The sequence below is a fragment of the Psychrobacter sp. Ps3 genome, assembly GCF_022129275.1.
Classification (GTDB): Bacteria; Pseudomonadota; Gammaproteobacteria; order Pseudomonadales; family Moraxellaceae; genus Psychrobacter; species Psychrobacter submarinus.
The window spans coordinates 13,182-35,377 of record NZ_JADQAL010000015.1 but is presented as its reverse complement, the minus strand read 5'-3'; the positions used below and the strand labels follow the sequence as shown (position 1 = coordinate 35,377).

Sequence of the window (22,196 nt, the reverse complement as noted above, 5' to 3'; positions counted from 1 at the left end):
CAACAAAAAGCCCCACCAAGAAGGTAGAGCTAATTGTTATAAAAATAATACGCTAGCTAGTTACCAGATGTTATATAACCATCTTTATGGAGTGACAATCTGTGGCACTGGTACTTGCTCAGTAGGTGTCTCTTCAGTCAATACCCCAACCGCTGCATCAGCGTCGTTGTCATTATCGATATCGACAATCGCAGTCGGCTTAAAGTCAACCTTCACAGGCGTCTGTGCTTGTTTGATAGCGGCGGCTTCTGGTGCTGCAGCTACTCGCGCTGAGCTAGCAGCGTCGATAGCATAGGCCGCTTGCGACTCGGCATCTTTGGTTAATAAAGTACCAACTTGGGCCAAGTTAGTATATTGCGGAACCGGAATCGCGACAGGTGTATCGAGATTGGCACCGCCGCCAAGCGCTTGATATAGCTCGATTTGACTGATGATTTTTTGTAGCTCTAAGTCTAGAATGCCTTGTTGAGTGTCAAACAATGAGCGCTGAGCATCAAGGACATCGAGATAGTTTGAGATACCAGCTTTAAAGCGCGCATCAGCAATCTCATAAGTCTGATCAAAGTTATCTTGCAGGCGGTACTGAGCTGCGAGCTGCTCGCCTAGAGTTGCGCGAGTAGCGAGCACATCGGAGACCTCACGGAACGCCGTTTGAATTGAGCGCTCATAGCTGGCAAGCGTTTGTTCGCGCTCGATTTGTGCGACATCGTAGTTTGCATCCAAACGCCCAGCATCAAAGATGGGTACGCTGATATTAGGGCCAAATGACCAGCCGACTGCATCATTATCGAACAAGTCGCTCAAGCCATCGCTACGGACACCAACGCTACTGGCTAAGCTTATCGTTGGGAAATAAGCGGCACGGGCGACAGCGATATTTGCGCCCGCGGCTTTTAGATCGTATTCCGCTTGTAATACATCAGGGCGATAGCGTAGCAGCTCACTTGGCAAGCCGGCACTAAACACCTCGTGATTGGTGATATTGCTAACCGCAGGGGCTGGGATAAGCTCAGTAGGTACCGGCGCTCCTAATAAGAACTGCAGAGCATTTCTGGAGGTCAAAATACTGCTTTGCGCACGTAGTACCGCAAGTCTTGCACTCTCTAAAGCTGCTGCAGATTGCAAGGAAGGCAGCTTAGGATCAATACCGGCTTTAAAGCGCTCTTGCGCAATAAACAACGAGCGCTCACGGCTCTCAACAGTTGCCTCGGCGAGTTTGAGCTGCGCTAAGCTATAGCTAAGATTCGCGTAGCTCTGCGCGATATTACTAATCAGGCTAATTTGAATAGAGTCTTTGGCTGCCGTCGTTGACAAAAATCTCTGCAACGCTTGATCTTTTAGGCTATCGATTCGGCCCCAAAAGTCCAGCTCATAGCTTGCCAAACCGAGATTGACACTGTAGCTATCTGTCGTCTGTCTACCGCCAGTACTGCCAAAAGGCGTCTCAACGCGCGGAGAGGATTGGCTTTGGCGTGAATAACCTGCCTGACCATTGATAGTTGGCAAGTCGTTGATATCGGTAATACGATACTGCGCTCGCGCTTTTTCGATAGCCAAACGGGCACTCTCAAAGTCTTTATTATTGCTAAGACCTAAAGCGATTAACCTTTTAAGACGCTCATCGCTATAAAAATCCTGCCAACGCTGTCCGGCGATACTAGGCTGCTCAGAGGTGCTGACAGTCTCATCACCAAAAGCGCCATAAGCTTGCTCGATCGACAGGTTAGGCTCAGCGAGAACGGGGCTTGTATCTGCTTTAGGGATAGTATTACAAGCGGCCATACTCAGAGCCAAAAAGCTCAGGCCAAGTAGGCGCGATGATTTACCAGTAGCTAGTAAAGCTTTAGAGCTTACCGCTCTTACGGCTGAGTTAGAGGTTAAGAATAAAGAACTCATTGTGTATTATCTCCAAAGCTTACAGGCTGATAACTCGCAGGAGGAGTTAATGATTGCTTATCTTCTGTAGGGGCAGATGGGACCGGATTATCACCGCCGCCGTTACCACTTGGATGGTTATCATCATCATCCCCTTTACCATTGTGAGCTTCATTGCCCTTATAAGGGAACATGCTGCGTACCCAAATATAGAACATCGGAATAAAGAAGATACCTAGTAAAGTGGCACTAACCACACCACCTACGACACTGGTACCAATAGCAGTTTGGCTGCCTGACCCTGCGCCAGTAGCTATGGCTAATGGCACAACACCGATACCAAAGGCAAGCGAGGTCATAATAATTGGACGTAGACGTTGTCGCGCTGCGGTCATGACGGCCTCTCTGAGACTATAGCCTTCTTCTTGGTGCTCTTTGGCAAATTCAATAATCAAGATGGCGTTTTTGGCGGACAAACCAACGACGGTGAGTAGACCCACTTGCAAGTAGATGTCGTTAGCAAAACCGCGTAACCACGTAAATATCACCGCACCCAATACCCCAAGTGGAATAACCAATAGGACAGAGAAGGGGATAGACCAGCTCTCATAAAGCGCAGCTAGACATAAGAAGACAACTAGAATCGATAGCGCATAAAGCATAGGAGCTTGCGAGCCTGATTTTTGTTCTTCAAGTGATAACCCAGTCCATTCGTAACCGATACCTTCAGGGAGCTGACTGATCATGTTCTCCATAGCTGACATGGCTTCACCAGTACTAAGACCAGGTGCCGCATTACCTTGAATATTCATCGAAGGTAAGCTGTTATAACGAGTCAAACGCGGTGAGCCTGACTGCCATTCGCTACTTGAGAAAGCATCGAAAGAGACCATGTTACCGGTTTCGCCGCGCACATACCACTTGCCGATGTCATCAGGATTGGTACGGCTACTGGCTTCACCTTGAACATAGACACGCTTGATACGGCCACGATCGATAAAGTCATTGATGTAGCTTGAGCCCCAGGCGGTCGAGATAACGCTATTGATACTGCCTAAAGATAGACCATAAGCGGCGGCTTGTTCTTGATTGATATTGACTTTGAGCTGCGGTGCATCTTCTTGACCATTAGGACGTACGCCTGCCACATTTTCGTTTTGTGCAGCCATACCTAGCAGCATATTACGGGCTTCGAGTAGGCCATCATGACCGAGATTGCCCACATCTTGTATCATCAAATCAAAACCACTAGCATTACCAAGCTCAGTAATCGCAGGCGGTACGATAGCAAAAACTTGCGCTTCATTTAACTGGGTAAAGAAATAACCCATGGCGCGATCTGCTACCGCTTGTGCGGTATTCTCTTCCCCAGAGCGCTCCTCCCAATCTGACAGTCGAACGAATGCCAGACCCATGTTTTGGCCTTGACCTGCAAAACTAAAACCAGCAACGGTAAAGACAGAGGCAATATTGTCGCCTTCTTGCGTGTCGTAATAATTACTGACTTTATCGAGCACGTCTTGTGTTTCATCTAGCGTGGAGCCAGCAGGAAGCTGGACTAAGGTGAACATAATACCTTGGTCTTCTTCTGGCAAAAACGAACCTGGAATACGCAAGAACACCACTGCCATAATACCGATGATGGCGGCATAGCCGATCAGGTACAACCACTTAAAACGAATACTTTTGCCGACGAAGTTTTCATAAGAGCGGCTTAGCTTAAAGAAGCCGCGGTTGAACCAGCCAAAGAAGCCTTTTTGTTGTTCAGTACTGCCTTTTTCATGGCTCTTACCACGTTTTAGCAAGGTCACACATAGGGCAGGGGTGAACACCAATGCCACCATGGCTGACAGCGCCATGCTCGTGATCAAGGTGATAGAGAACTGACGATAAATAACACCTGTCGAGCCGCCAAAGAAGGCCATCGGTACAAATACGGCAGACAAAATCAGCGCAATACCAATAACGATCTTACTGATCTCGCCCATCGACTGAACGGTGGCATCTTTGACCGAAATATCAGGGTTTTCTTCTAATATTCGCTCGACGTTTTCGACAACAACGATCGCATCATCAACCAGTAGACCGATGGAGAGTACCATCGCAAACATCGTCAAGACGTTAATACTAAAGCCTGCGATATACAGTACAGCAAAAGTACCTAGCAAAACGACAGGAACGGCAAGAGTAGGAATGATGGTGGCGCGCCAGTTCTGCAAGAAGACAAACATCACGATAAAGACGAGTACAATCGCCTCGATAAGCGTATGGACCACTTGCTCAATAGACAAACGCACAAACGGCGTGGTGTCATAAGGCACAACAGAGATAAGGCCTGCTGGGAAGTTGGTTTCTAGCTCGGCCATACGTGCGCCGACCGCCTCACGGGTCTCTAGCGCGTTTGCGCCTGCAGCCAATGAGATACCTAGACCTGCCGCTTCTTGACCGTTATACAAGGAGATGACGCTATAGTTTTCACTACCAATCTCTACGTCTGCGACGTCACCGAGACGTACCTGCGCGCCTGAGCTGTCTGTCTTTAGTAGAATGTTTCTAAACTCTTCTGGAGTCTGTAGATAGCTTTGTACACTGACGGTGGCATTGATAACCTGCTGATCAGTGTCGGCTGGTGCCTGTCCTAATTGACCAGCTGAGACTTGTGCGTTCTGCGCGCGTACAGCGCTGACCACGTCAGATGGCATCATGTTGTAGCTACGCAAGCGCGCAGGATCTAACCAAATACGCATGGCATAAGAGGAGCCAAACACTTGCACTTCACCCACACCTTCAACACGACTGATCGAATCGAGAACATTGGAGTTGATATAATCGGCAATATCGGCCCGATCCATACTACCGTCTTCAGAGACAAAAGCCTGCACCATTAAAAAGCTGCTGGAGGACTTATTGACGTTGACACCTTGACGCTGAACAGCCTCAGGCAGCGCGCTCATCGCCGCTTGCAGTTTATTTTGTACTTGTACTTGCGCGGTATCAGGGTCGGTACCGTTCTCAAAGGTAAGCGTCACTGAAGCGCTACCGTTTGAGGAGCTCGACGATGACATATACATCAGACCATCAAGGCCCTTCATACGTTGCTCAATGATCTGCACCACAGAGTTTTCGACCGTTTGCGCGTTTGCACCAGGATAAGTGGCACTAACAGAAACGGTGGGCGGTGCGATACGCGGATACTGCTCAATCGGCAAATTAACAACCGAGATTACCCCGATAAGCATGACCAAAATGGCCAACACCCATGCAAAAATAGGGCGATCAATAAAAAAACGTGACATAGTATATCCCTAGGTCTTCCTATCTTTGAATGGAATTAATTAGCGGTGGTAGCAGTGTCCTGCTCAGAAGTGTCATCAGCTACCGTTTTCGCAGCTTGCTGTGGTGTTTTGGCGGTAGGCGGTGCAGATGCACCATTAGCGTTTTCTAACGGCTTGACCACGACCTCCTGCTCAGGCTTAACTTTAGAGCCGCCTATAACCACTAGCTTATCGCCACTACTTAAGCCATCGGTGACCACCCATTGACCATCATAAGTACCATTAATGGTAACGGGACGGACTTGGATTTGATTGTTTTCATCAACGATGTAGACTTGTGAATCGCCTCTAGGCGTGCGCATTACAGCGCTTTGCGGCACTAAGGCTGCATTAGGAATGACGCTTTGAGTCAGACGCGCTGAGACATACATACCTGGCAGTAGCACGTTATTAGGATTAGGGAAAATAGCTCGTAGAGTCACCGCGCCAGTAGATTGATCGACTTTAGCTTCAGACAGCGCAAGCTTGCCACGCACTGGATACACTGAGCCATCTTCTAGGACCAGCTCGACAGAGTTCATACCCGCCTGCGCTTTACCTTCAGCTATCTGCTGACGAAGCTGCAATAGCTCAGATGACGACTGACTGATATCGACATAGATAGGGTCTAAGCGCGAAATCGTCACCAAAGGCTCAGATTGACTGGCGTTAACTAAGGTTCCTGCAGTAACGCTTGAGCGGTCACTACGACCAGTTAAAGGGGCGCGTACGATAGTACGATTGAGATCCAAAGCGCTAGCATCTAAGTTTGATTGCGCGGTTTTAATCCCAGCCTCAGCGCTTCTAATGCTCGCTTCAGTTTGTCCGACTGCAGCGCGAGCACTCTCTAGAGCCGCTTGCGCTGTACGCACTTGAGTTTGCGCTTGGTCATATTGCTGCTTGGAGATAGCGTCAATCTCAACCAAGCCTTTTAGACGCTGAAAGTCATTTATCGCTTGTGCTAATGAGGCTTGGCGACTGGCTAGCTCTGCTTTAGCATTGGCATTATTGGCGATAGCGGTTTGGCGATTAGCCTGTGCTTGCGCGACCGCCGCTTGACCACTAGCGACCGAGGTCGTGTAGTTGTCAGTATTGATACGATAAAGCGGCTGGCCTTTTTTGACGTTACTGCCTTCACGGAACAGTACTTCGTCAATTACGCCGCTGACTTGAGGGCGTACATCAGCCGTCTGATAAGCGGCAGTACGACCAGAGAAAGTCTGAACTTGAGGCACAGTATCGAAGCTGACAGTTTGGACGTTGACGACAGCGGGCGGCATCTGCTGCTGAGCGTTTTCACCCGCAGCGGCGTCTTCTTTATTGTCACAGCCGACCAGTACTGTAGCCGATAGTACAGATGCTATTACAAGCGCAAGATAAGAATGCTTCATCAAGGTCCTCGGTAGAGTAGTAAAATATAGAATAAATGGTATAGAGGTAGAGCGTATCATAATCAAAAAATAGCTTATTTTTCGAAGAGCAATAATAAACTTTATAGAAGTTTATAGCCAAAAAATAAGAAGCTATTGATAAAATTGATAAATAGGGCAGTACCGCTAGCTAGTTATAGGACGTCAAGTAAATTTAAGGCGTTATTATAAACTATAGGGTTTACCCCGCAGTCAAGTGATTCACGATAGGAAAGCTGACAAAAACTGACCGCACTGTGCTCGCTGAGTAAATAAAATCCCGCCATAGTAACCGCTACACCAACCAGCAGCTAATAAGAAGATATACAACCCGCTATGCAAATTTATTGTAATTTTTTGTTATAATTGTAAAGCCATAGTGTTATTGAGGTTTTAAAACCGCCAAAAATCTGCTTTGTCAACAAATTGACTAATTTATCAACCCCTAATTATGACCTTTAAAGTATAGCGACTTAAACCAGTCAGTAGCCTCTAATGAGCGTGGTCAATCAGTATTTAACCATTAAAAAATCCTGACACAATTATAGTGCCGTCAGGATTTATGAAACTTAAAGAAAGGTAACTATTTGCTGACACACCCGTTTTAAGAGGGTGTCTTTTTAGAGACTGTTGCTTTTGATCAATGAATATTTATGGCTCGGTTGCTCAAAAACGCTGCTAAAAAATGAGCCGTCTCAATTAGCTAATAACACAGACGATTCATATGTCATTATACCAATCGTGCGCTAGCGAGCTCAGTCAGCTGGTACAGACCTTGACGATAACGGTTGTCAGGCAGTGTGCCTAGTGCTTGCTGGGCCAATCTCGTCTCCTCTAGTGCACGCTGTTTACAGTAATCTAATGCGCCGGAGCTGCGGACGAGCTCGATAAGCTGCTCAGCATTCGGCGTTTTCCCCGTTTGTACGGCGATACGCAGCTGCTCATAATCTTGCTTGTCGCTGTCTTTGAGTAGCTCAAGCGCCTTAATAGTCGGTAGCGTTGGCTTACCTTCACTCAAATCATCGCCTAAGTTTTTGCCCATCAGCTCACTATCGCCGCTGTAATCAAGCACATCATCGATAATCTGGAAGGCATTACCAAAATGCTGACCAAAATCAGCTAGGGCTTGTAGATGCTGCTCTTGTCCTTGCAAAATAGCCGCGCCTTGGGTCGCCATCATAAATAGGCGTGAGGTCTTACCGTCGATAATATTGAGATAGTCGGTCTCTGTCGCCGCTGGATTATGCTGATGCTGTAATTGTAATACCTCACCTTCAGCGATATCACAAGTGCCATCAGAGAACAGCTTTAGCAGCTCTAAGCTTTGAAAGCCAACCAATAAGTTAAAGGCGCGAGCGATCAAATAGTCGCCCACTAATACTGCAGTGGCATTATCCCAAGTGGCATTAGCAGTGGGCTTGCCGCGGCGCTGACCAGATTCATCGATGACATCGTCATGTACTAACGTGGCCGTATGCAGCATCTCCGTAATAGCGGCTAGATGCATCGCTTGTTCGCTTGGCGCATCGTTGAACATACGCGCGCACAATAGGGTAATAAGCGGGCGCATGCGTTTGCCACCGGCATCAATCACATGCTTTGAGACGCTCATCACCAATTGTACTTTTGAATTGAGACTACCAAAGACTTGCTCATCCATAATGTCAAAATCATGAGCGACGATGCTTTGAATGTCCGTATAATTAGGCGCTTGAGATGCAAGGTCTGAAGAAGCTAAAGAAGTGCTGGTCATAATATAGAGTCGTATTTATTAGATGGGTTTTAAGATTTGCCTATAATAGCACAGCCTATTTAGTTAATTGGTGACTAATATGTGTTATTGGTTTTAGTCACTAGACCGCAGCCGGCTCATTGCTATCGACAATATTGCGTCATAGCGTCAGACTAAGTGAAATTTATAGAGTAGTTGCTAAGTAATAGCTATTAAGCCGTCTCAATAAAAACAGAAATAGCTATTGAATAAGTATGGAATAAAATAAGCTATATGTTATTGATTTAATGAGCTATAATACTACGCTTAAGGCTAGCTAGGCTATCGCTATGATTATTAAAATGATAAGACCTAATACGCGCTGCTAAAACCAGACAATTGGCTTGCTTTTATCATTCAGAAAACGTAAAATAACGCCTTTAATTTTTCCCTGTCGTGTTCGTTATTGAAGCGTAGGTATAATATCTACCACGGCACACGGGTTAAACGGAGTCAGACAATGTACGCAGTAATCAAAAGTGGTGGTAAGCAGCACCGTGTCGTAGCCGACGAATTGCTAAGAGTTGAATTGCTTAAAGCAGAGAAAGGCGAAACAATCAAATTTGAAGATGTTTTAATGGTTGTTGACGGCGATGACGTAAAAGTCGGTCAACCAATCGTTGACGGCGCAAGCGTAGAAGCCGAAGTGGTTGAGCATGGTCGCGGTGAAAAAATCCGTATCATCAAGCACAACCGCCGTAAGCATTATCACAAAGAGCAAGGTCACCGTCAGTGGTACACCTTGTTAAAAATCAAAGCGATTAATGCTTAATTAGCTATTATCATTTATTGATAATAAATAGCGCACTAAAAGCTTAAGAGTTATCACCTCAGTGATAAGTCATATTAACAAGGAGAATTATCCATGGCACATAAAAAAGCTGCCGGCTCAACCCGTAACGGTCGTGACTCAAACCCAAAAATGCTTGGTGTAAAAATCTTTGGTGGTCAAACCATCACTGCTGGTAACATCATCGTTCGTCAACGTGGTACAGAATTCCACGCAGGCGAAGGCGTTGGCATGGGTCGTGACCATACTTTATTTGCACTAAATGATGGTGTGGTAAAGTTTGAGACCAAAGGTAAATTTAACCGTCGCTATGTGACTGTTGAAAGCGCCTAATCATTGATATTGCCTGCGTTTTTAATAATTCGCTGATGGCTAAATGATTAAAAATTCCCTATTGCCTATTTGGTAGTAGGGTTTTTTTATGGCTGGACTTAATCCGTCTTAGTAGCAGTTACAAGCGTGTATGGCAGGCGTAGTAATTATTGCAAATCATGTCTAGGCGCGTAATAAAAAAACTGGCAGACTGTCTTCATTGCTTAATAGCGTAGCTTAAAAGACTACTTATTCAAAGCGAGTGTTCAAAACCTAAGTTTGCAAAATGTATGCAAGATTAATGACATAAAAGAGCGCAGTTGCTATTAAGACTTATCATTACCTTTAAATGATGACTCATTTTTATTTTATAACTTTAGAGAGGATAATTACGATGACAGTGAGTAAGCAAGAGACAATGAAGCCAACTACAAAACAAAAAATAATGAGTGGCGCATTAGCAGGCGTGCTTATGACCAGCTTAGGAGTAGCTGCGCCTATGGTCGCTATGACTCAAACGGCGAATGCTGCGCCAGCAGATAGCCTACAAGCGGCCAAGCGTTTAAATCGCTTATTGACAAACACTAAGAGCATGAGCGCCGATTTTTCACAAACCACAAAAGGCGCTAATAGTGGCACTTTTAAAGGGTCAATGAGCGTGCAGCGCCCGAATAACTTTCGCTGGGAGACAAAATCACCGTCTCAACAGCTTATCGTCGCTAATGGTAGTACCATGTGGGTGTACGACAAGGACTTAGAGCAAGCGACTAAGCAGACGGTAGATAGCCAAGTGGGTAATACGCCAGCGCTATTATTATCAGGCGATCCCAATAAAATCGCCCAGAACTTCAAAATCACCCAACCTTACGCCAATAAAAACTACTATGTGCTCTATCCAAAAGCGAGTGATGCGAGTTTCAAAAACTTATCTATGAGCTTTAGTGGCGGCAAGCCTGTGATGATGGTACTCAATGATAATTTAGGACAAACCACGTCTATCAAGTTTAGTAACATCAAGCTCAACCCTAATTTGGGTAATGGCCAATTTAAATTCACCCCGCCTAAAGGTGTTGATGTCATCAATCAATAAGTACTGCTGATTGTTTATGAATCAATAAAAGATAGGTGTTGTATAGAGGGAGCAGACCGATGTAAGGTCTGCTCCTTTTTTATCATCTAGCGCCGTAAAACCACGTCCTTCTAGGGCGTGGATATCAGGCGTCAGTCATTGTCGCCCAGTATGGCGAACCCCTTGATAACCAAATACATTGAGATCATAATTATTCCATGAAAACGCTCAAGCTACGCATCAAAGACAAACACGCCACTCAGCTCAATATCTTAGCTGGTGCAGTTAATTTTGTCTGGAATTACGTCAATGAGCTAAGTTTTAAACATTTACAGCGCACGGGCAAATTCTTTTCAGCTTATGATTTGGCCGCTTATACCAAAGGTAGTGGCGAGTATTTAAACTTGCATAGCCAAACCTTGCAAGCGATTAGTGAGGTTCACGCTAAATCCCGTAAACAGTTTAAAAAAGCCAAACTCAACTGGCGTACCAACAACCCAAAGGCCAAGAGAAGAAGTTTGGGCTGGATTCCGTTTAAAAAGACCGCCATTAAGCATATCAGTACGCGCCAAAGCGGTAAAAAGTCTCTAAAAAGCACCCTGCAATTTAGCTTAGCTAACCGTCAAAAGCTCACAATAGACCTATGGGATAGCTATAACCTCTCGCTCTACAACATCAATACTTGCGAATTGGTACAAGACAATCGCGGCTACTGGTATGCCTGTATCACCGTTAAAGAATTTCCAAAGACTAAGTGTGGCACTGGCCAAGTTGGTATTGATCTAGGCTTAAAAGAGTCTGCTACCACATCAAACAGCGACAAGCTAACTATTAGGCAGACCCAAAAATGGGCTAAAAAGCTTGCTATCGCTCAACGTGCTAAGAATAAAAAACGTGTTAAAGCAATCCACGCAAAAATTAAAAACACAAGATTAGACTTAATTCATAAATTTACCACCAAGCTTGTTAAAGATAACAGCTTAATTGTGGTCGGTGATGTTAAATCCCGCTCATTTACAACTAAAAAAACCAACCTAGCTAAGTCTACATACGATGCAGGATGGTTTGAGATCAAACGACAACTGGAATATAAATGCAAGCATGCAGGTTGTCGTTTTGAGATGGTAAATGAGAGTTACACTACCCAGACCTGCTCGTACTGCCTTAAAATAAGTGGCAGTAGTCCGAAAGGTAGAGCAGATCTTGGAATAAGAGGATGGACTTGTGCTGAGTGTGGCACAGTGCATGATAGAGATATTAATGCCGCTAAGAACATCCTTGCGGTCGGGCTTGACCGTCTAGCTGTAGGAATCCCCTCGGTTTAGCGAGGGGAGGAAGTCAATGTGTTGACTCGTCACATTTGGCAGGTTGCAATTGAGGGGATTTGGTTTACAATAACCGCGTAATTTGACGCTTACTCTAAGCTTTGAGCGGCCGTTTTTGAATAAAGATATTAGCGGTTCATCCGTACTATAAGTTGCTAAGTTTTGACGGTGATAGATAAGGAAGTTAGCTAGCATAAACTAGCGTACTAAAGGAAGATAGTAAAAATGCTGTAACATGGGTAGTGGATGGATTGATATATTTTGTAGCATATAAAATGACCGTGCAATACAGTGAAAAACTGGCTTTTGAGCGTTGATATGCGTATAGTGTGTAAACCGTTTACGCCAGTTATCGCGCCATTATTGACTGTAGGTAATGAGTTATTAAATCAATTAAATGTCACAATATGATATTGATTTAATAAATTCACTTTTACTTTATACCAAGGGGTTGATGACCAGCTTTTATCTGAGCCTAGGGCTAGATAAACCTAAATTCTGTGTCCTCTCTTTTTTGGTGTCAATGATCTTGATAATTGGTCATTACCAGCACAGTGAACCTGTGTTTTCGTCTGCGTTACGGTGCTTGATAGAATTGTTGTTTTAGGATATTGGCTGCATAGCCTTCATGCTCCTCTTAATGATAAGAGGTTCTGTATCCTAACCATGGTTTATCAAGTCCTGACACTCGATTGGGTGAGGAGCAAGTATTATCATGTCTGCCTTTAGTTGGTCAGCAGTTGCCTTTATTTTAGCCGCCATCGGTCTGGTTGTCTTTATGTTGACCGTACCGCGCTTGCTTGGCGGGCGCTCAAAAGGCTTACAAAAAGAAGAGATATTTGAGGCGGGTGTTGTCGGAGCTGGCAATGCCCGCATTCGTTTGTCTGCCAAATTCTACCTAGTAGCGATATTCTTCGTTATTTTCGATCTAGAAGCCTTATACCTATACGCTTATTCGGTCTCAGTCCGCGAGACAGGCTGGCTAGGCTTTGCTGCGGCTGCGATATTCATCGGGGTGCTCATCGTCGGTCTTATCTATGAGCTTAGCTTAGGGGCTATGAACTGGTCACCTGCCGATAAACTGCGCAAAAAAGCACGTCTGCATGCAGCGCCTGCAGGGTTCAATCTAGCAGACATTACTAAGTTCAACGGTGTTGAAGAGTTGATGGTCGATCCGACGGGTAAAGTACCGGCGCAGTCATCGGGTCAGATTAATGTCTCAAATAGCATTGAGGCTAATCGTCGTCACTTGCAAAACATCGATCATATTAATACCACTGGTAATATCACTTCTGTCGATTTTGCCGCAGATGATGAACCTTCATAACGGTTTATGGGCGTTATTAATATGCAAATGAGTTATCACGCTTAAGATAACTTGGGCATCACCCGCTATTTTTTAGCAGTCGTAGCATTATATGCTTAAGAGTTAAAAGGCCTTAGTTTATAGCTGCTTAACTGCTCTTCATAAAAGGTTGTATGGTATGAAATATACACTAACCAAAGCCAATCCTGATGCAGATACCTATCCTGCGCAAACTCGTGAAACGGTTAATGATCCGTTAGAGGATGAGGTTCATAAAAATGTTTTTATGGGCCGCCTTGAGGATTTAGTACATTCGACTGCCAACTGGGGCCGTAAAAACTCACTTTGGCCTTTTAACTTTGGTACGTCTTGCTGTTATGTCGAGTATGCCACTACTTTGACCGCGGTACATGATTTGTCGCGCTTCGGTGCTGAGGTCATTCGGGCATCACCGCGTCAGGCGGATGTGATGATCGTCGCTGGTACTTGCTTTATCAAGATGGCACCGGTGATTCAGCGTCTGTATGAACAGATGCTTGAGCCAAAATGGGTGATCTCGATGGGCGCTTGTGCTAATTCAGGCGGCATGTACGATATCTATTCTGTAGTGCAGGGCGTTGATAAAATCATTCCCGTCGATGTATATGTACCAGGGTGTCCGCCGCGTCCAGAGGCACTGATCCAAGGTCTTATGTTATTGCAAGAGTCTATCGCCAAAGAACGCCGCCCGCTAGGCGTACATGTCAACGATCAAGGAATTTATCAGCCGCAGTTAACGGCTGAGCGTGATCGCAAGCAGGCGGATCGAATTGCGGTGAAAAATTTGCGTAGTCCAGATAGTATTTAGTCCGTGGACTATATTTAGCATAGTAATGCTTAGCGCAGTGATAATTGGCACAGTCTGGTTTTGATCAATCAGTTCCGCTCAAACGTTATGATTAATGAAGGAAGACAGCATTCATGGTCACGGTAGTCGAAAACAAAAACCCCAAGATAAAACCGGTACCAGCCGTCATCAGAGAGCTGGAGCATAAGTATGCAGGTAAGTTTGTGGTGCAGCATACTGTCGATGAGATTCCAACGGTTTGGGTCGCTCGCAGCGATCTGCTAGACATTTTACTGTTCTTGCGTAAGCTGCCAAAGCCCTACGTGATGCTCTTTGATCTATCGGCAATGGATGAGCGTCTGCGTCAGCATCGTGGTGATTTGCCAGAGAGCGACTTTACCGTGTTTTATCACTTGATGTCGCTTGAGCGCAACAGCGATGTACGTATCAAAGTCGCGCTCAATGAAGACGACTTAACTCTTCCAAGCGCCACCAAAATATGGCCCAATGCCAACTGGTATGAGCGTGAAGTTTGGGACATGTTCGGTATTGTCTTTAGTGGCCATCCGCACCTGACTCGTATTTTGTTGCCAAAATACTGGGAAGGTCATCCGCTGCGTAAAGAGTATCATGCGCGTGCGACTGAGTTTACGCCGTACTTTTTGAATACCGCTAAGCAGCAATACGAGCAAGAAAACTTACGGTTTGTGCCAGAAGAGTGGGGCATGAAGCGCTCGGGCCGCGATGAGGACTTTATGTTCTTGAACATCGGTCCTAACCACCCATCCGCTCATGGTGCGTTTCGCTTAGTACTACAGCTCGATGGCGAAGAGGTGATCGATTGTATTCCGGACATCGGCTACCATCACCGCGGCGCTGAAAAGATGGCTGAGCGTCAGACTTGGCATTCGTACATTCCCTATACCGACCGTATTGATTATCTTGGCGGGGTCATGAACGAGCTGCCGTATATCATGTCGGTTGAAAAGCTTGCCGGTATTACTATCCCTGATCGCGCGCAGACTATCCGAGTGATGATGAGCGAGTTTTTCCGCATTACTAATAACTTGCTCTATGTCGGTACCTTTATCCAAGACGCCGGCGGTATGACGCCAGTGTTCTATATGTTTACCGATCGCCAAAAAGCTTATGACGTCATTGAAGCGGTGACCGGCTACCGGATGCATCCGGCTTGGTTCCGTATTGGCGGGACAGCGGCAGATCTACCGCGTGGTTGGCAGCGCTTGGTTCGTGAGTTTTTGGAGTGGATGCCTAAGCGCTTGGACGAGTATGTCAAAGCGGCGCTACAAAACAGCGTGCTCAAAGGTCGGACCCAAAACGTAGCACAGTACAACGCCAAGCAAGCATTGGCTTGGGGCGTGACGGGTGCTGGCCTGCGGGCGACAGGGGTCGATTTTGATCTACGTAAAGCACGGCCTTATATGGGTTATGAGAACTTCGACTTTGAGGTGCCTATTGGCTATAACGGCGATGCGTATGATCGCTGTATGATTAAGATTGAGGAGATGCGCCAATCGATGCGTATCATCCGTCAGTGTATGGATCATATGCCGCAAGGGCCGTACAAAGCAGACCATCCACTAGCGGTGCCACCACCAAAAGATCGCACCCTAAATGATATCGAGACTTTGATTAATCACTTCTTGTCTGTCTCTTGGGGTCCTGTGATGCCAGCTGGTGAGTGCGCGACTATCGTTGAAGCGACTAAAGGCTTAAATAGCTATTATATTACCTCAGATCGCTCGACAATGAGCTACCGTACCCGTATTCGCACGCCGACGTTTGCGCACTTACAGCAGATGCCATCGGTGATTAACGGCTCGCTAGTATCAGACGCTATCATGTACTTAGCTTCTATCGATATCGTCATGGCGGACTGTGATCGCTAATTGTTTTTAGGTTATAAACCCGTAAAGTAAAAGACCAGTAAAGAAAAAATAGGCAAATAAGCAACATTGATATTACCGCCAATAGGCACACCAAACCGCTGCAGCAGTATTACTAAAGCCTTAGGGCGCAGCGTGATGAGTGAGGATAGAATAGAAGATTATGAAGATTGTTTCTGATAAAACGCCAAAGGTAGATGTCGCTAGTATTTTGACGACAAGTGAGATTGCCGCTATTAATGAGTTTATGCATCATTATCCACAAGCGCGCGCTGCGTCTTTGGACGCGCTAAAAATAGTACAAAAGCGCAATGGCTGGGTAGATGATGCACAGGTCAACGCTATCGCTAATATCTTAGAAGTTCCGGTGACCGATATTGAGGGCGTCGCCACTTTTTATAATCGTATTTATCGGCAGCCCGTCGGCCGTCACGTGATTCTTATTTGTGACTCGGTATCCTGTTATCTAACAGGCTATGAGGCGTTATCAGTGGCTTTTAGAGCTGAGCTGGGTATTGAGTATGGTCAAACTACCGCTGATGGCCGTTTTACTATTTTGCCGATTTGTTGTTTAGGTAACTGTGACAAAGGCCCGGCAGTATTGATCGATGAAGATACTTACGGCCCAGTACAACCTGATGAGGTCGCGCAACTATTGGAGCTATACGCATGAGACTAACCGTTGCAGAGCAAATTGCCCAGCGTCGCCAAGGCAAAGCCCCAAGCCAGTTAAACGAGCAGCGCATTGCCGTTTATGGCGATAAAGATACAGCGACTAGTGAAACGAAGCCTTTGACGTGGCGACTTGCGCACCATGATGCTGTACTCGATTTGGCCACTTATGAGTCCCTACGCGGCTTTGAAGCGCTGAAAATGGCTTTAAATCAGTCTGCTGGCGATACGCTGAGCACTATCAAAGAAGCAGTAGTAAAAGGCCGTGGCGGTGCTGGTTTCCCCGCTGGTATTAAGTGGTCACTAATGGCGCCTAATGATGGCGGGCCGCGCTACTTAGTCTGTAATGCTGATGAGATGGAGCCTGGCACCTTTAAAGATAGACTACTTATGGAGCGTCTACCGTTCCAGCTCATCGAAGGTATGCTCATCTCAGCCTATGCCATTGAAGCGACAGCAGGTTATATCTTTATTCGCGGCGAGTATATATTGGCAGCCGAGCGTCTAAATGCGGCGCTTGATGAGATGCGCGCTAACAATTTGCTCGGTGATAATATCTTGGGCTCAGACTTTAGCTTTGATTTGCATGTGCATACGGGCGCTGGCCGCTACATCTGCGGTGAAGAGACGGCGCTGCTGAACTCTTTAGAAGGTCGCCGTGCCAATCCCCGTACTAAGCCGCCATTTCCGCAAGTCGCTGGTGCGTGGGGCAGACCAACTATCGTCAATAACGTTGAGACCCTACATAATGTCTCGGCTATTATTTTGCATGGTAGCAAGTGGTATCAAGATCTATCAAAGATCAAAGGAACGGTTGAAACCCCTGGTACTAAGCTATTTGGTTGCTCAGGTCTGGTCAATGATCCAGGTCTTTGGGAGCTGCCATTTGGCTACACCGCGCGCGAGATTATTGAGGATTTTGCCGGTGGTATGCAGGAGGGTCGTACCCTTAAGGCTTGGTTACCTGGCGGCGCATCCACTGACTTTTTGACCGCTGAGCATTTAGATACTATTGTCGATTTCGATACCATTCAAAAAGCCGGTAGCCGGATGGGTACAGGACTGCTTATGGTGGTCGATGAAGCGCAAGATATGGTACCGCTACTGCGCAACCTAGAAATTTTCTTTCAGCGCGAATCTTGCGGGTTTTGTACGCCGTGCCGTGACGGTCTGCCTTGGGGCGTCAAGCTGCTTACTGCTATCAATGATGGCGAAGGGCAAGTCGGCGATGTCGAGAAACTTGAAGGTCTGACCCGCGATCTTTGGATCGGTAAGACGTTCTGTGCTCACGCTCCTGGTGCTATGGAGCCGCTGATGAGTGCAATCAAATATTTCCGTCCTGAGTTCGATAGTAAGATTGCTCAGGCGGTAGGCGAAGATGTGATTGAGGCTGCAGGTAATCCACAGCCAGTAGCAAAATAAGGAGAACGGCATGGCAGTCATACATATTGATGGAACCACTGTCGAAGTTGATGGCGCGGATAACTTATTGCAAGCGTGCCTATCACTTGGCATTGATGTGCCGTATTTTTGTTATCATCCGGCATTAGGCTCAGTCGGCTCTTGTCGTCAGTGCGCCGTCAAGCAGTACCAAAACAAAGAAGACCTAGAGGCGGGTAAAGGTAAGCTTGTGATGTCTTGCATGGTTGCGCCAGGCGATGACATGTATATCTCGGTGACAGATGATGAGGCCAAGGCCTTTCGGGCTTCGATGGTTGAGCTATTAATGACCAACCATCCGCATGATTGTCCGACTTGTGAAGAGGGCGGGCATTGCCACTTGCAAGATATGACCTATATGTCAGGCCATAATACGCGCCGCTATCGCTTCACTAAGCGTACCCACCATAACCAAGAGCTTGGTCCGTTTATCGCCCATGAGATGAATCGCTGCATCGCGTGCTATCGCTGCGTACGTTTTTATAAAGATTATGCCGGCGGCGAGGATTTGGGCGTATTCTCTTCGAACAACCGCGTCTATTTCGGCCGTGAAAAAGACGGACAGTTTGAAAGTGAGTTCTCTGGTAACTTAACCGAAGTCTGTCCAACGGGCGTGTTCACCGATAAGACACACTCCGAGCGTTACAACCGTAAGTGGGATATGCAGTATGCACCTAGCATCTGTCATGGCTGCTCAGCGGGTTGTAATATCTCGCCCGGCGAGCGTTATGGCGAGCTACGCCGCATTGAGAACCGTTATAACGGCGAGGTTAACCGCTACTTCTTATGTGATAGAGGTCGTTTTGGCTATGGTTATGTCAACCGCGCCGATCGCCCAACGCAGGCGCTTGAACGTATCAATGATAAACACGTCAAAATCAATATTGATTATGCATTAGATGAGACGATCAAACGTCTGCAAGATAAAAAAATCGTCGGTATTGGCTCGCCGCGCGCAAGCTTAGAGACTAACTTTGCACTAAAAAACCTAGTTGGTTTTGATAACTTCTCAACCGGTCTGAATCATCAGCAGCAGTCGCTCGTCAATAAGTGTATCGAAGTGCTGAGCACCGAAGGTATTTATAATCCGAGCATGACGGATATCGAAAGTCATGATGCGGTGTTAGTTTTGGGTGAAGATATCACTCAAACTTCCTCACGGGTAGCGCTATCGGTACGACAAGCGGCCAAAAATAAAGGTTTGAAAATGGCGGCGGCTAAGACGCAAGCTTGGCTTGCTGAGCCAGTGAAGCGTATTGCTCAAGACGCGCTCAGTCCAGTCTATGTCATCGACGTCACCCAAACCAAGCTTGATGACATCAGTAAAGCAAGTGTAGTGGCAACTCCGGAAGATATCACCCGCTTAGGGTTTAAGGTGGCAGGTGAGATTGCGAGTTTAGCGGACGACTTGACGCAAATAGACGATCCAGCTGAACAACAAAGCCAAGCTTCAGCCGATACTGATGTGACTGGCAACAATAATAGCGAAGATGGCGATAATAGCGATGGCATGCAAGCATTAGCCAAACAGATCGCTTATGACTTGATACAAGCGGATAAGCCTTTGGTTATCGCAGGCACCAGCTTAGCCTCTAACGCTATGATTGAAGCGGCGGCGCAGATTACGCAAGTGTTAACGAATAAACGTGCTGCTATAAAAAACACAGAACAACAGCACATCGATGCCCACAATGCTAAAGTCAAGGCGGCAGAGCAACAAGCGCAAACCGCTCAGCCTGAAGAGGACAAGGAGCTCGCCGCTAAGCCTGCCAAACCAGAAACCGGTACGGATAAACAAGAGCAAGAAGATGTCAATCGCGAGCCTGCGGATACCCTTGAGCTAAAAGAGGCAAATACTAACTACAGCGCGCAGGCGGGTATTTATTTGACCGTGCCAGATGCCAATAGTATTGGTGTGTGCCTGCTCGGTGGCCAATCGGTAGAAGAGCTGTTAGCGACTGACTTTGATGTTGTCGTCGTGGCTGAAAACCAGTTGAGCGATGCTATCGCTGCTAGTAAGTTAACTCAGTTATTGACTGATAAAACGGTTATCGCCCTTGATCATCAGCTGCTAGATTGGCATAAAGATGTCGATATCGTGCTACCGGCGGCGAGCTTTGCAGAAGCAGACGGCACGCTAGTATCAGCGGAAGGCCGCGCGCAGCGCTTCTTCCAAGTCTATGATAATGACTATTATCATCCTATGAGCAGTATCAAAGAAGGCTGGCGCTGGTTGCATGCAGTGCATAATAGTCTACTTGGTAAGCCGGTCGATTGGACGCAGCTCGATGACGTGATTAATGCCTTAATCGCCACCCATCCTAATCTTGCTGCTATCAAAGACGCCGCGCCCGATGCTGATTACCGTATCAGCGGTCTAAAAATAGCCCGTCAGCCGCGCCGCTATTCTGGCCGTACTGCTATGCGCGCGCCTATCTCGGTTCATGAGCCGATGCAGCCAAAAGACTTAGATACCGGTTTGACCTTTTCGATGGAAGGCTATAGTGGTAAACAATCTGCCAGCTCTATGATTCCATTTGCCAATGCAGCAGGTTGGAACTCACCACAAGCTTGGAATAAGTACCAAGATAAAGTCGGTGGTCATCTCAAAGGCGGCGATCCGGGCGTGCGGTTATTCGATCAAGCAGAGCGCTTAGTCGCGCGTCAGTATGTGGCGCCAGAAGCGGCCACTTCTAGTCGTACAAATATTGAGCAAGGTCAAGCCAAGCTAGTGCCTATCTACAATATCTTTGCCAGCTCAATAATGGCCGCGCGTAGTCCGGTTGTCGCCGCGCAGCTACCTATCGCCACTTGGCATATCGGTGCTGAGGATGCGGGCGCCTGGGGCATTGGTACTGGTGATTATCTAGCGATCGATATCGAGCAGCAGCAGATGACGCTGCCGGTGCAAGTGGTTGATTATTTAGCAGAAGGCTGTATTGGTTATCCGGTAGGGCAAGTGAATATTATTCATCCCTCGATGCCAGCTTCAGTACGCAAGGTCGAAGCACCAGTCGCTGACGTTAAAATAAACGGTGACATGGCTGATGACGTTGCTAATGACATTACCGCCACTGCTGACAATGTCAGTATTAGCAGCACGCAGGAGGTGTAATATGCAAATCACTCGTATCATTCCTGATGTGCCAAGCTTTTTGGCAAATAGCTTAACCGTTGAGACTTGGTCTATTCTATTCTTAGTCCTACAAGCTCTGGTGATCTTCTTAGTCGTAGTCATTGTCGCGGCGGTGATGATTGTTTATGAGCGCCGGATGCTGGCATTATGGCAGGATCGCTACGGTCCCAATCGCGTCGGGCCTTTTGGCTCGTTACAGCTAGTCGCCGATATGCTAAAGATTTTCTTTAAAGAAGATTGGACGCCAAAATTCACCGATAAGTTTATTTTTACTTTAGCGCCAGCGGTAGCGATGTTCACCGCTTTAGCTTCTTTTGCTATTATTCCAGTCTCACCAACCCTTGGCGTGGCAGATTGGGATATCGGTATTCTGTTCTTCTTTGCGATGGCAGGGTTGGCCGTTTATGCGGTGATGTTCGGCGGTTGGGCCTCAGCCAATAAGTTCTCCTTGCTAGGTGGTCTGCGCTCAGCGGCACAAACCATCAGTTATGAGGTGTTTTTGGGATTATCGCTCATGGGCGTTGTCGCTTTGACTGGCTCCTTTAACCTGCGCGAGATTGTCGAATCGCAAATTGATGGCTGGTACATTATCCCGCAGTTTTTTGGGTTTTTAACCTTTGTGGTCGCAGGGGTAGCTGTCACGCATAGACACCCCTTTGATCAGCCAGAAGCGGAGCAGGAGCTTGCTGAAGGCTATCACGTTGAATACTCAGGCATGAAGTTTGGGATGTTCTTTATTGGTGAATACGTCAACGTCGTGCTCATCTCAGCCTTGATGACTTGTCTGTTCTTTGGCGGCTGGTTACCACCGTTCAATATCGATATTCCGTTTATACCGCCCGCTTTTTGGTTCATGATTAAGACGCTCTTCTTTATGACTATGTTTGTCTTGGCACGGGGCTCACTGATGCGTCCTCGCTACGATCAGGTGATGAACTTTGGCTGGAAAGTCTGTCTACCAGTCACATTAATCAATCTATTGATTACGGCTTTGGTTATTTTGATTTTTTCGCCAACGCTGTAGCTGTATGCTGTCTTATAGGT

At 46.6% G+C, this 22,196-nt stretch carries 15 protein-coding genes; 11 read left to right on the top strand and 4 right to left on the bottom strand.

Annotated elements, in window-relative coordinates:
- Positions 1-84: 84 nt before the first annotated feature.
- From I3248_RS06555 to I3248_RS06540, 4 genes are all read right to left on the bottom strand, one after another.
- Positions 85-1,896 carry an efflux transporter outer membrane subunit gene (locus I3248_RS06555; protein WP_238063031.1) on the bottom strand — a complete coding sequence of 604 codons (1,812 nt, stop codon included), beginning with the start codon at positions 1,894-1,896 and terminating at the stop codon, positions 85-87.
- Entirely contained in the window at positions 1,893-5,171 is a 3,279-nt protein-coding gene (locus I3248_RS06550; protein WP_238063030.1) for an efflux RND transporter permease subunit, read from the bottom strand. Before I3248_RS06550 ends, I3248_RS06555 begins: the two co-directional genes overlap by 4 nt.
- A 35-nt stretch (positions 5,172-5,206) precedes the next feature.
- Positions 5,207-6,580, bottom strand: coding sequence for an efflux RND transporter periplasmic adaptor subunit (locus tag I3248_RS06545; protein WP_238063029.1), 1,374 nt, complete (start codon positions 6,578-6,580; stop codon positions 5,207-5,209).
- 748 nt (positions 6,581-7,328) lie between these two features.
- The gene (locus I3248_RS06540) at positions 7,329-8,351 is read right to left on the bottom strand and encodes a polyprenyl synthetase family protein (protein WP_238063028.1); all 1,023 of its coding nucleotides are present in this window, start codon (positions 8,349-8,351) and stop codon (positions 7,329-7,331) included.
- A 478-nt stretch (positions 8,352-8,829) separates the two neighbouring features.
- On the opposite strand from I3248_RS06540, the gene rplU reads away from it, so the two are divergent.
- The 11 genes from rplU (at position 8,830) to nuoH (ending at position 22,176) form a co-directional block, all read left to right on the top strand.
- A complete protein-coding gene (gene rplU, locus I3248_RS06535) occupies positions 8,830-9,141 on the top strand; it encodes a 50S ribosomal protein L21 (protein ID WP_025647214.1) in 312 nt (103 codons plus the stop codon).
- Positions 9,142-9,234: 93 nt separating this feature from the next.
- Positions 9,235-9,492, top strand: a complete 258-nt coding sequence (gene rpmA / locus I3248_RS06530; protein ID WP_025647213.1) for a 50S ribosomal protein L27 — start codon at positions 9,235-9,237, stop codon at positions 9,490-9,492.
- A gap of 373 nt (positions 9,493-9,865) precedes the next feature.
- On the top strand, positions 9,866-10,561 hold the full coding sequence (gene lolA, locus I3248_RS06525; protein WP_238063027.1) for an outer membrane lipoprotein chaperone LolA: 696 nt from the start codon (positions 9,866-9,868) through the stop codon (positions 10,559-10,561).
- A gap of 197 nt (positions 10,562-10,758) precedes the next feature.
- Positions 10,759-11,865: a transposase gene (locus I3248_RS06520; protein WP_238063026.1), complete on the top strand. Its 1,107-nt coding sequence runs from the start codon at positions 10,759-10,761 to the stop codon at positions 11,863-11,865.
- 715 nt (positions 11,866-12,580) lie between these two features.
- Positions 12,581-13,192 (top strand): NADH-quinone oxidoreductase subunit A, encoded by a 612-nt coding sequence (gene ndhC / locus I3248_RS06515; RefSeq protein WP_201557615.1) that lies wholly within the window; start codon positions 12,581-12,583, stop codon positions 13,190-13,192.
- A gap of 157 nt (positions 13,193-13,349) precedes the next feature.
- The gene (locus I3248_RS06510) at positions 13,350-14,018 is read left to right on the top strand and encodes an NADH-quinone oxidoreductase subunit B (RefSeq protein WP_025647210.1); all 669 of its coding nucleotides are present in this window, start codon (positions 13,350-13,352) and stop codon (positions 14,016-14,018) included.
- A gap of 113 nt (positions 14,019-14,131) precedes the next feature.
- A complete protein-coding gene (nuoC, locus tag I3248_RS06505; protein WP_238063025.1) occupies positions 14,132-15,907 on the top strand; it encodes an NADH-quinone oxidoreductase subunit C/D in 1,776 nt (591 codons plus the stop codon).
- Between the two features lie 160 nt (positions 15,908-16,067).
- Positions 16,068-16,577 carry an NADH-quinone oxidoreductase subunit NuoE gene (gene nuoE, locus I3248_RS06500; RefSeq protein ID WP_025647208.1) on the top strand — a complete coding sequence of 170 codons (510 nt, stop codon included), beginning with the start codon at positions 16,068-16,070 and terminating at the stop codon, positions 16,575-16,577.
- Complete coding sequence (gene nuoF, locus I3248_RS06495; protein WP_238063024.1) at positions 16,574-17,998, top strand: NADH-quinone oxidoreductase subunit NuoF; 1,425 nt, start codon at positions 16,574-16,576, stop codon at positions 17,996-17,998. The genes nuoE and nuoF overlap by 4 nt, the downstream gene beginning before the upstream one ends.
- Positions 17,999-18,008: 10 nt before the next feature.
- Positions 18,009-21,131, top strand: a complete 3,123-nt coding sequence (gene nuoG, locus I3248_RS06490; protein WP_238063023.1) for an NADH-quinone oxidoreductase subunit NuoG — start codon at positions 18,009-18,011, stop codon at positions 21,129-21,131.
- A gap of 1 nt (position 21,132) precedes the next feature.
- Entirely contained in the window at positions 21,133-22,176 is a 1,044-nt protein-coding gene (gene nuoH, locus I3248_RS06485; RefSeq protein WP_025647205.1) for an NADH-quinone oxidoreductase subunit NuoH, read from the top strand.
- Positions 22,177-22,196: the final 20 nt, after the last annotated feature.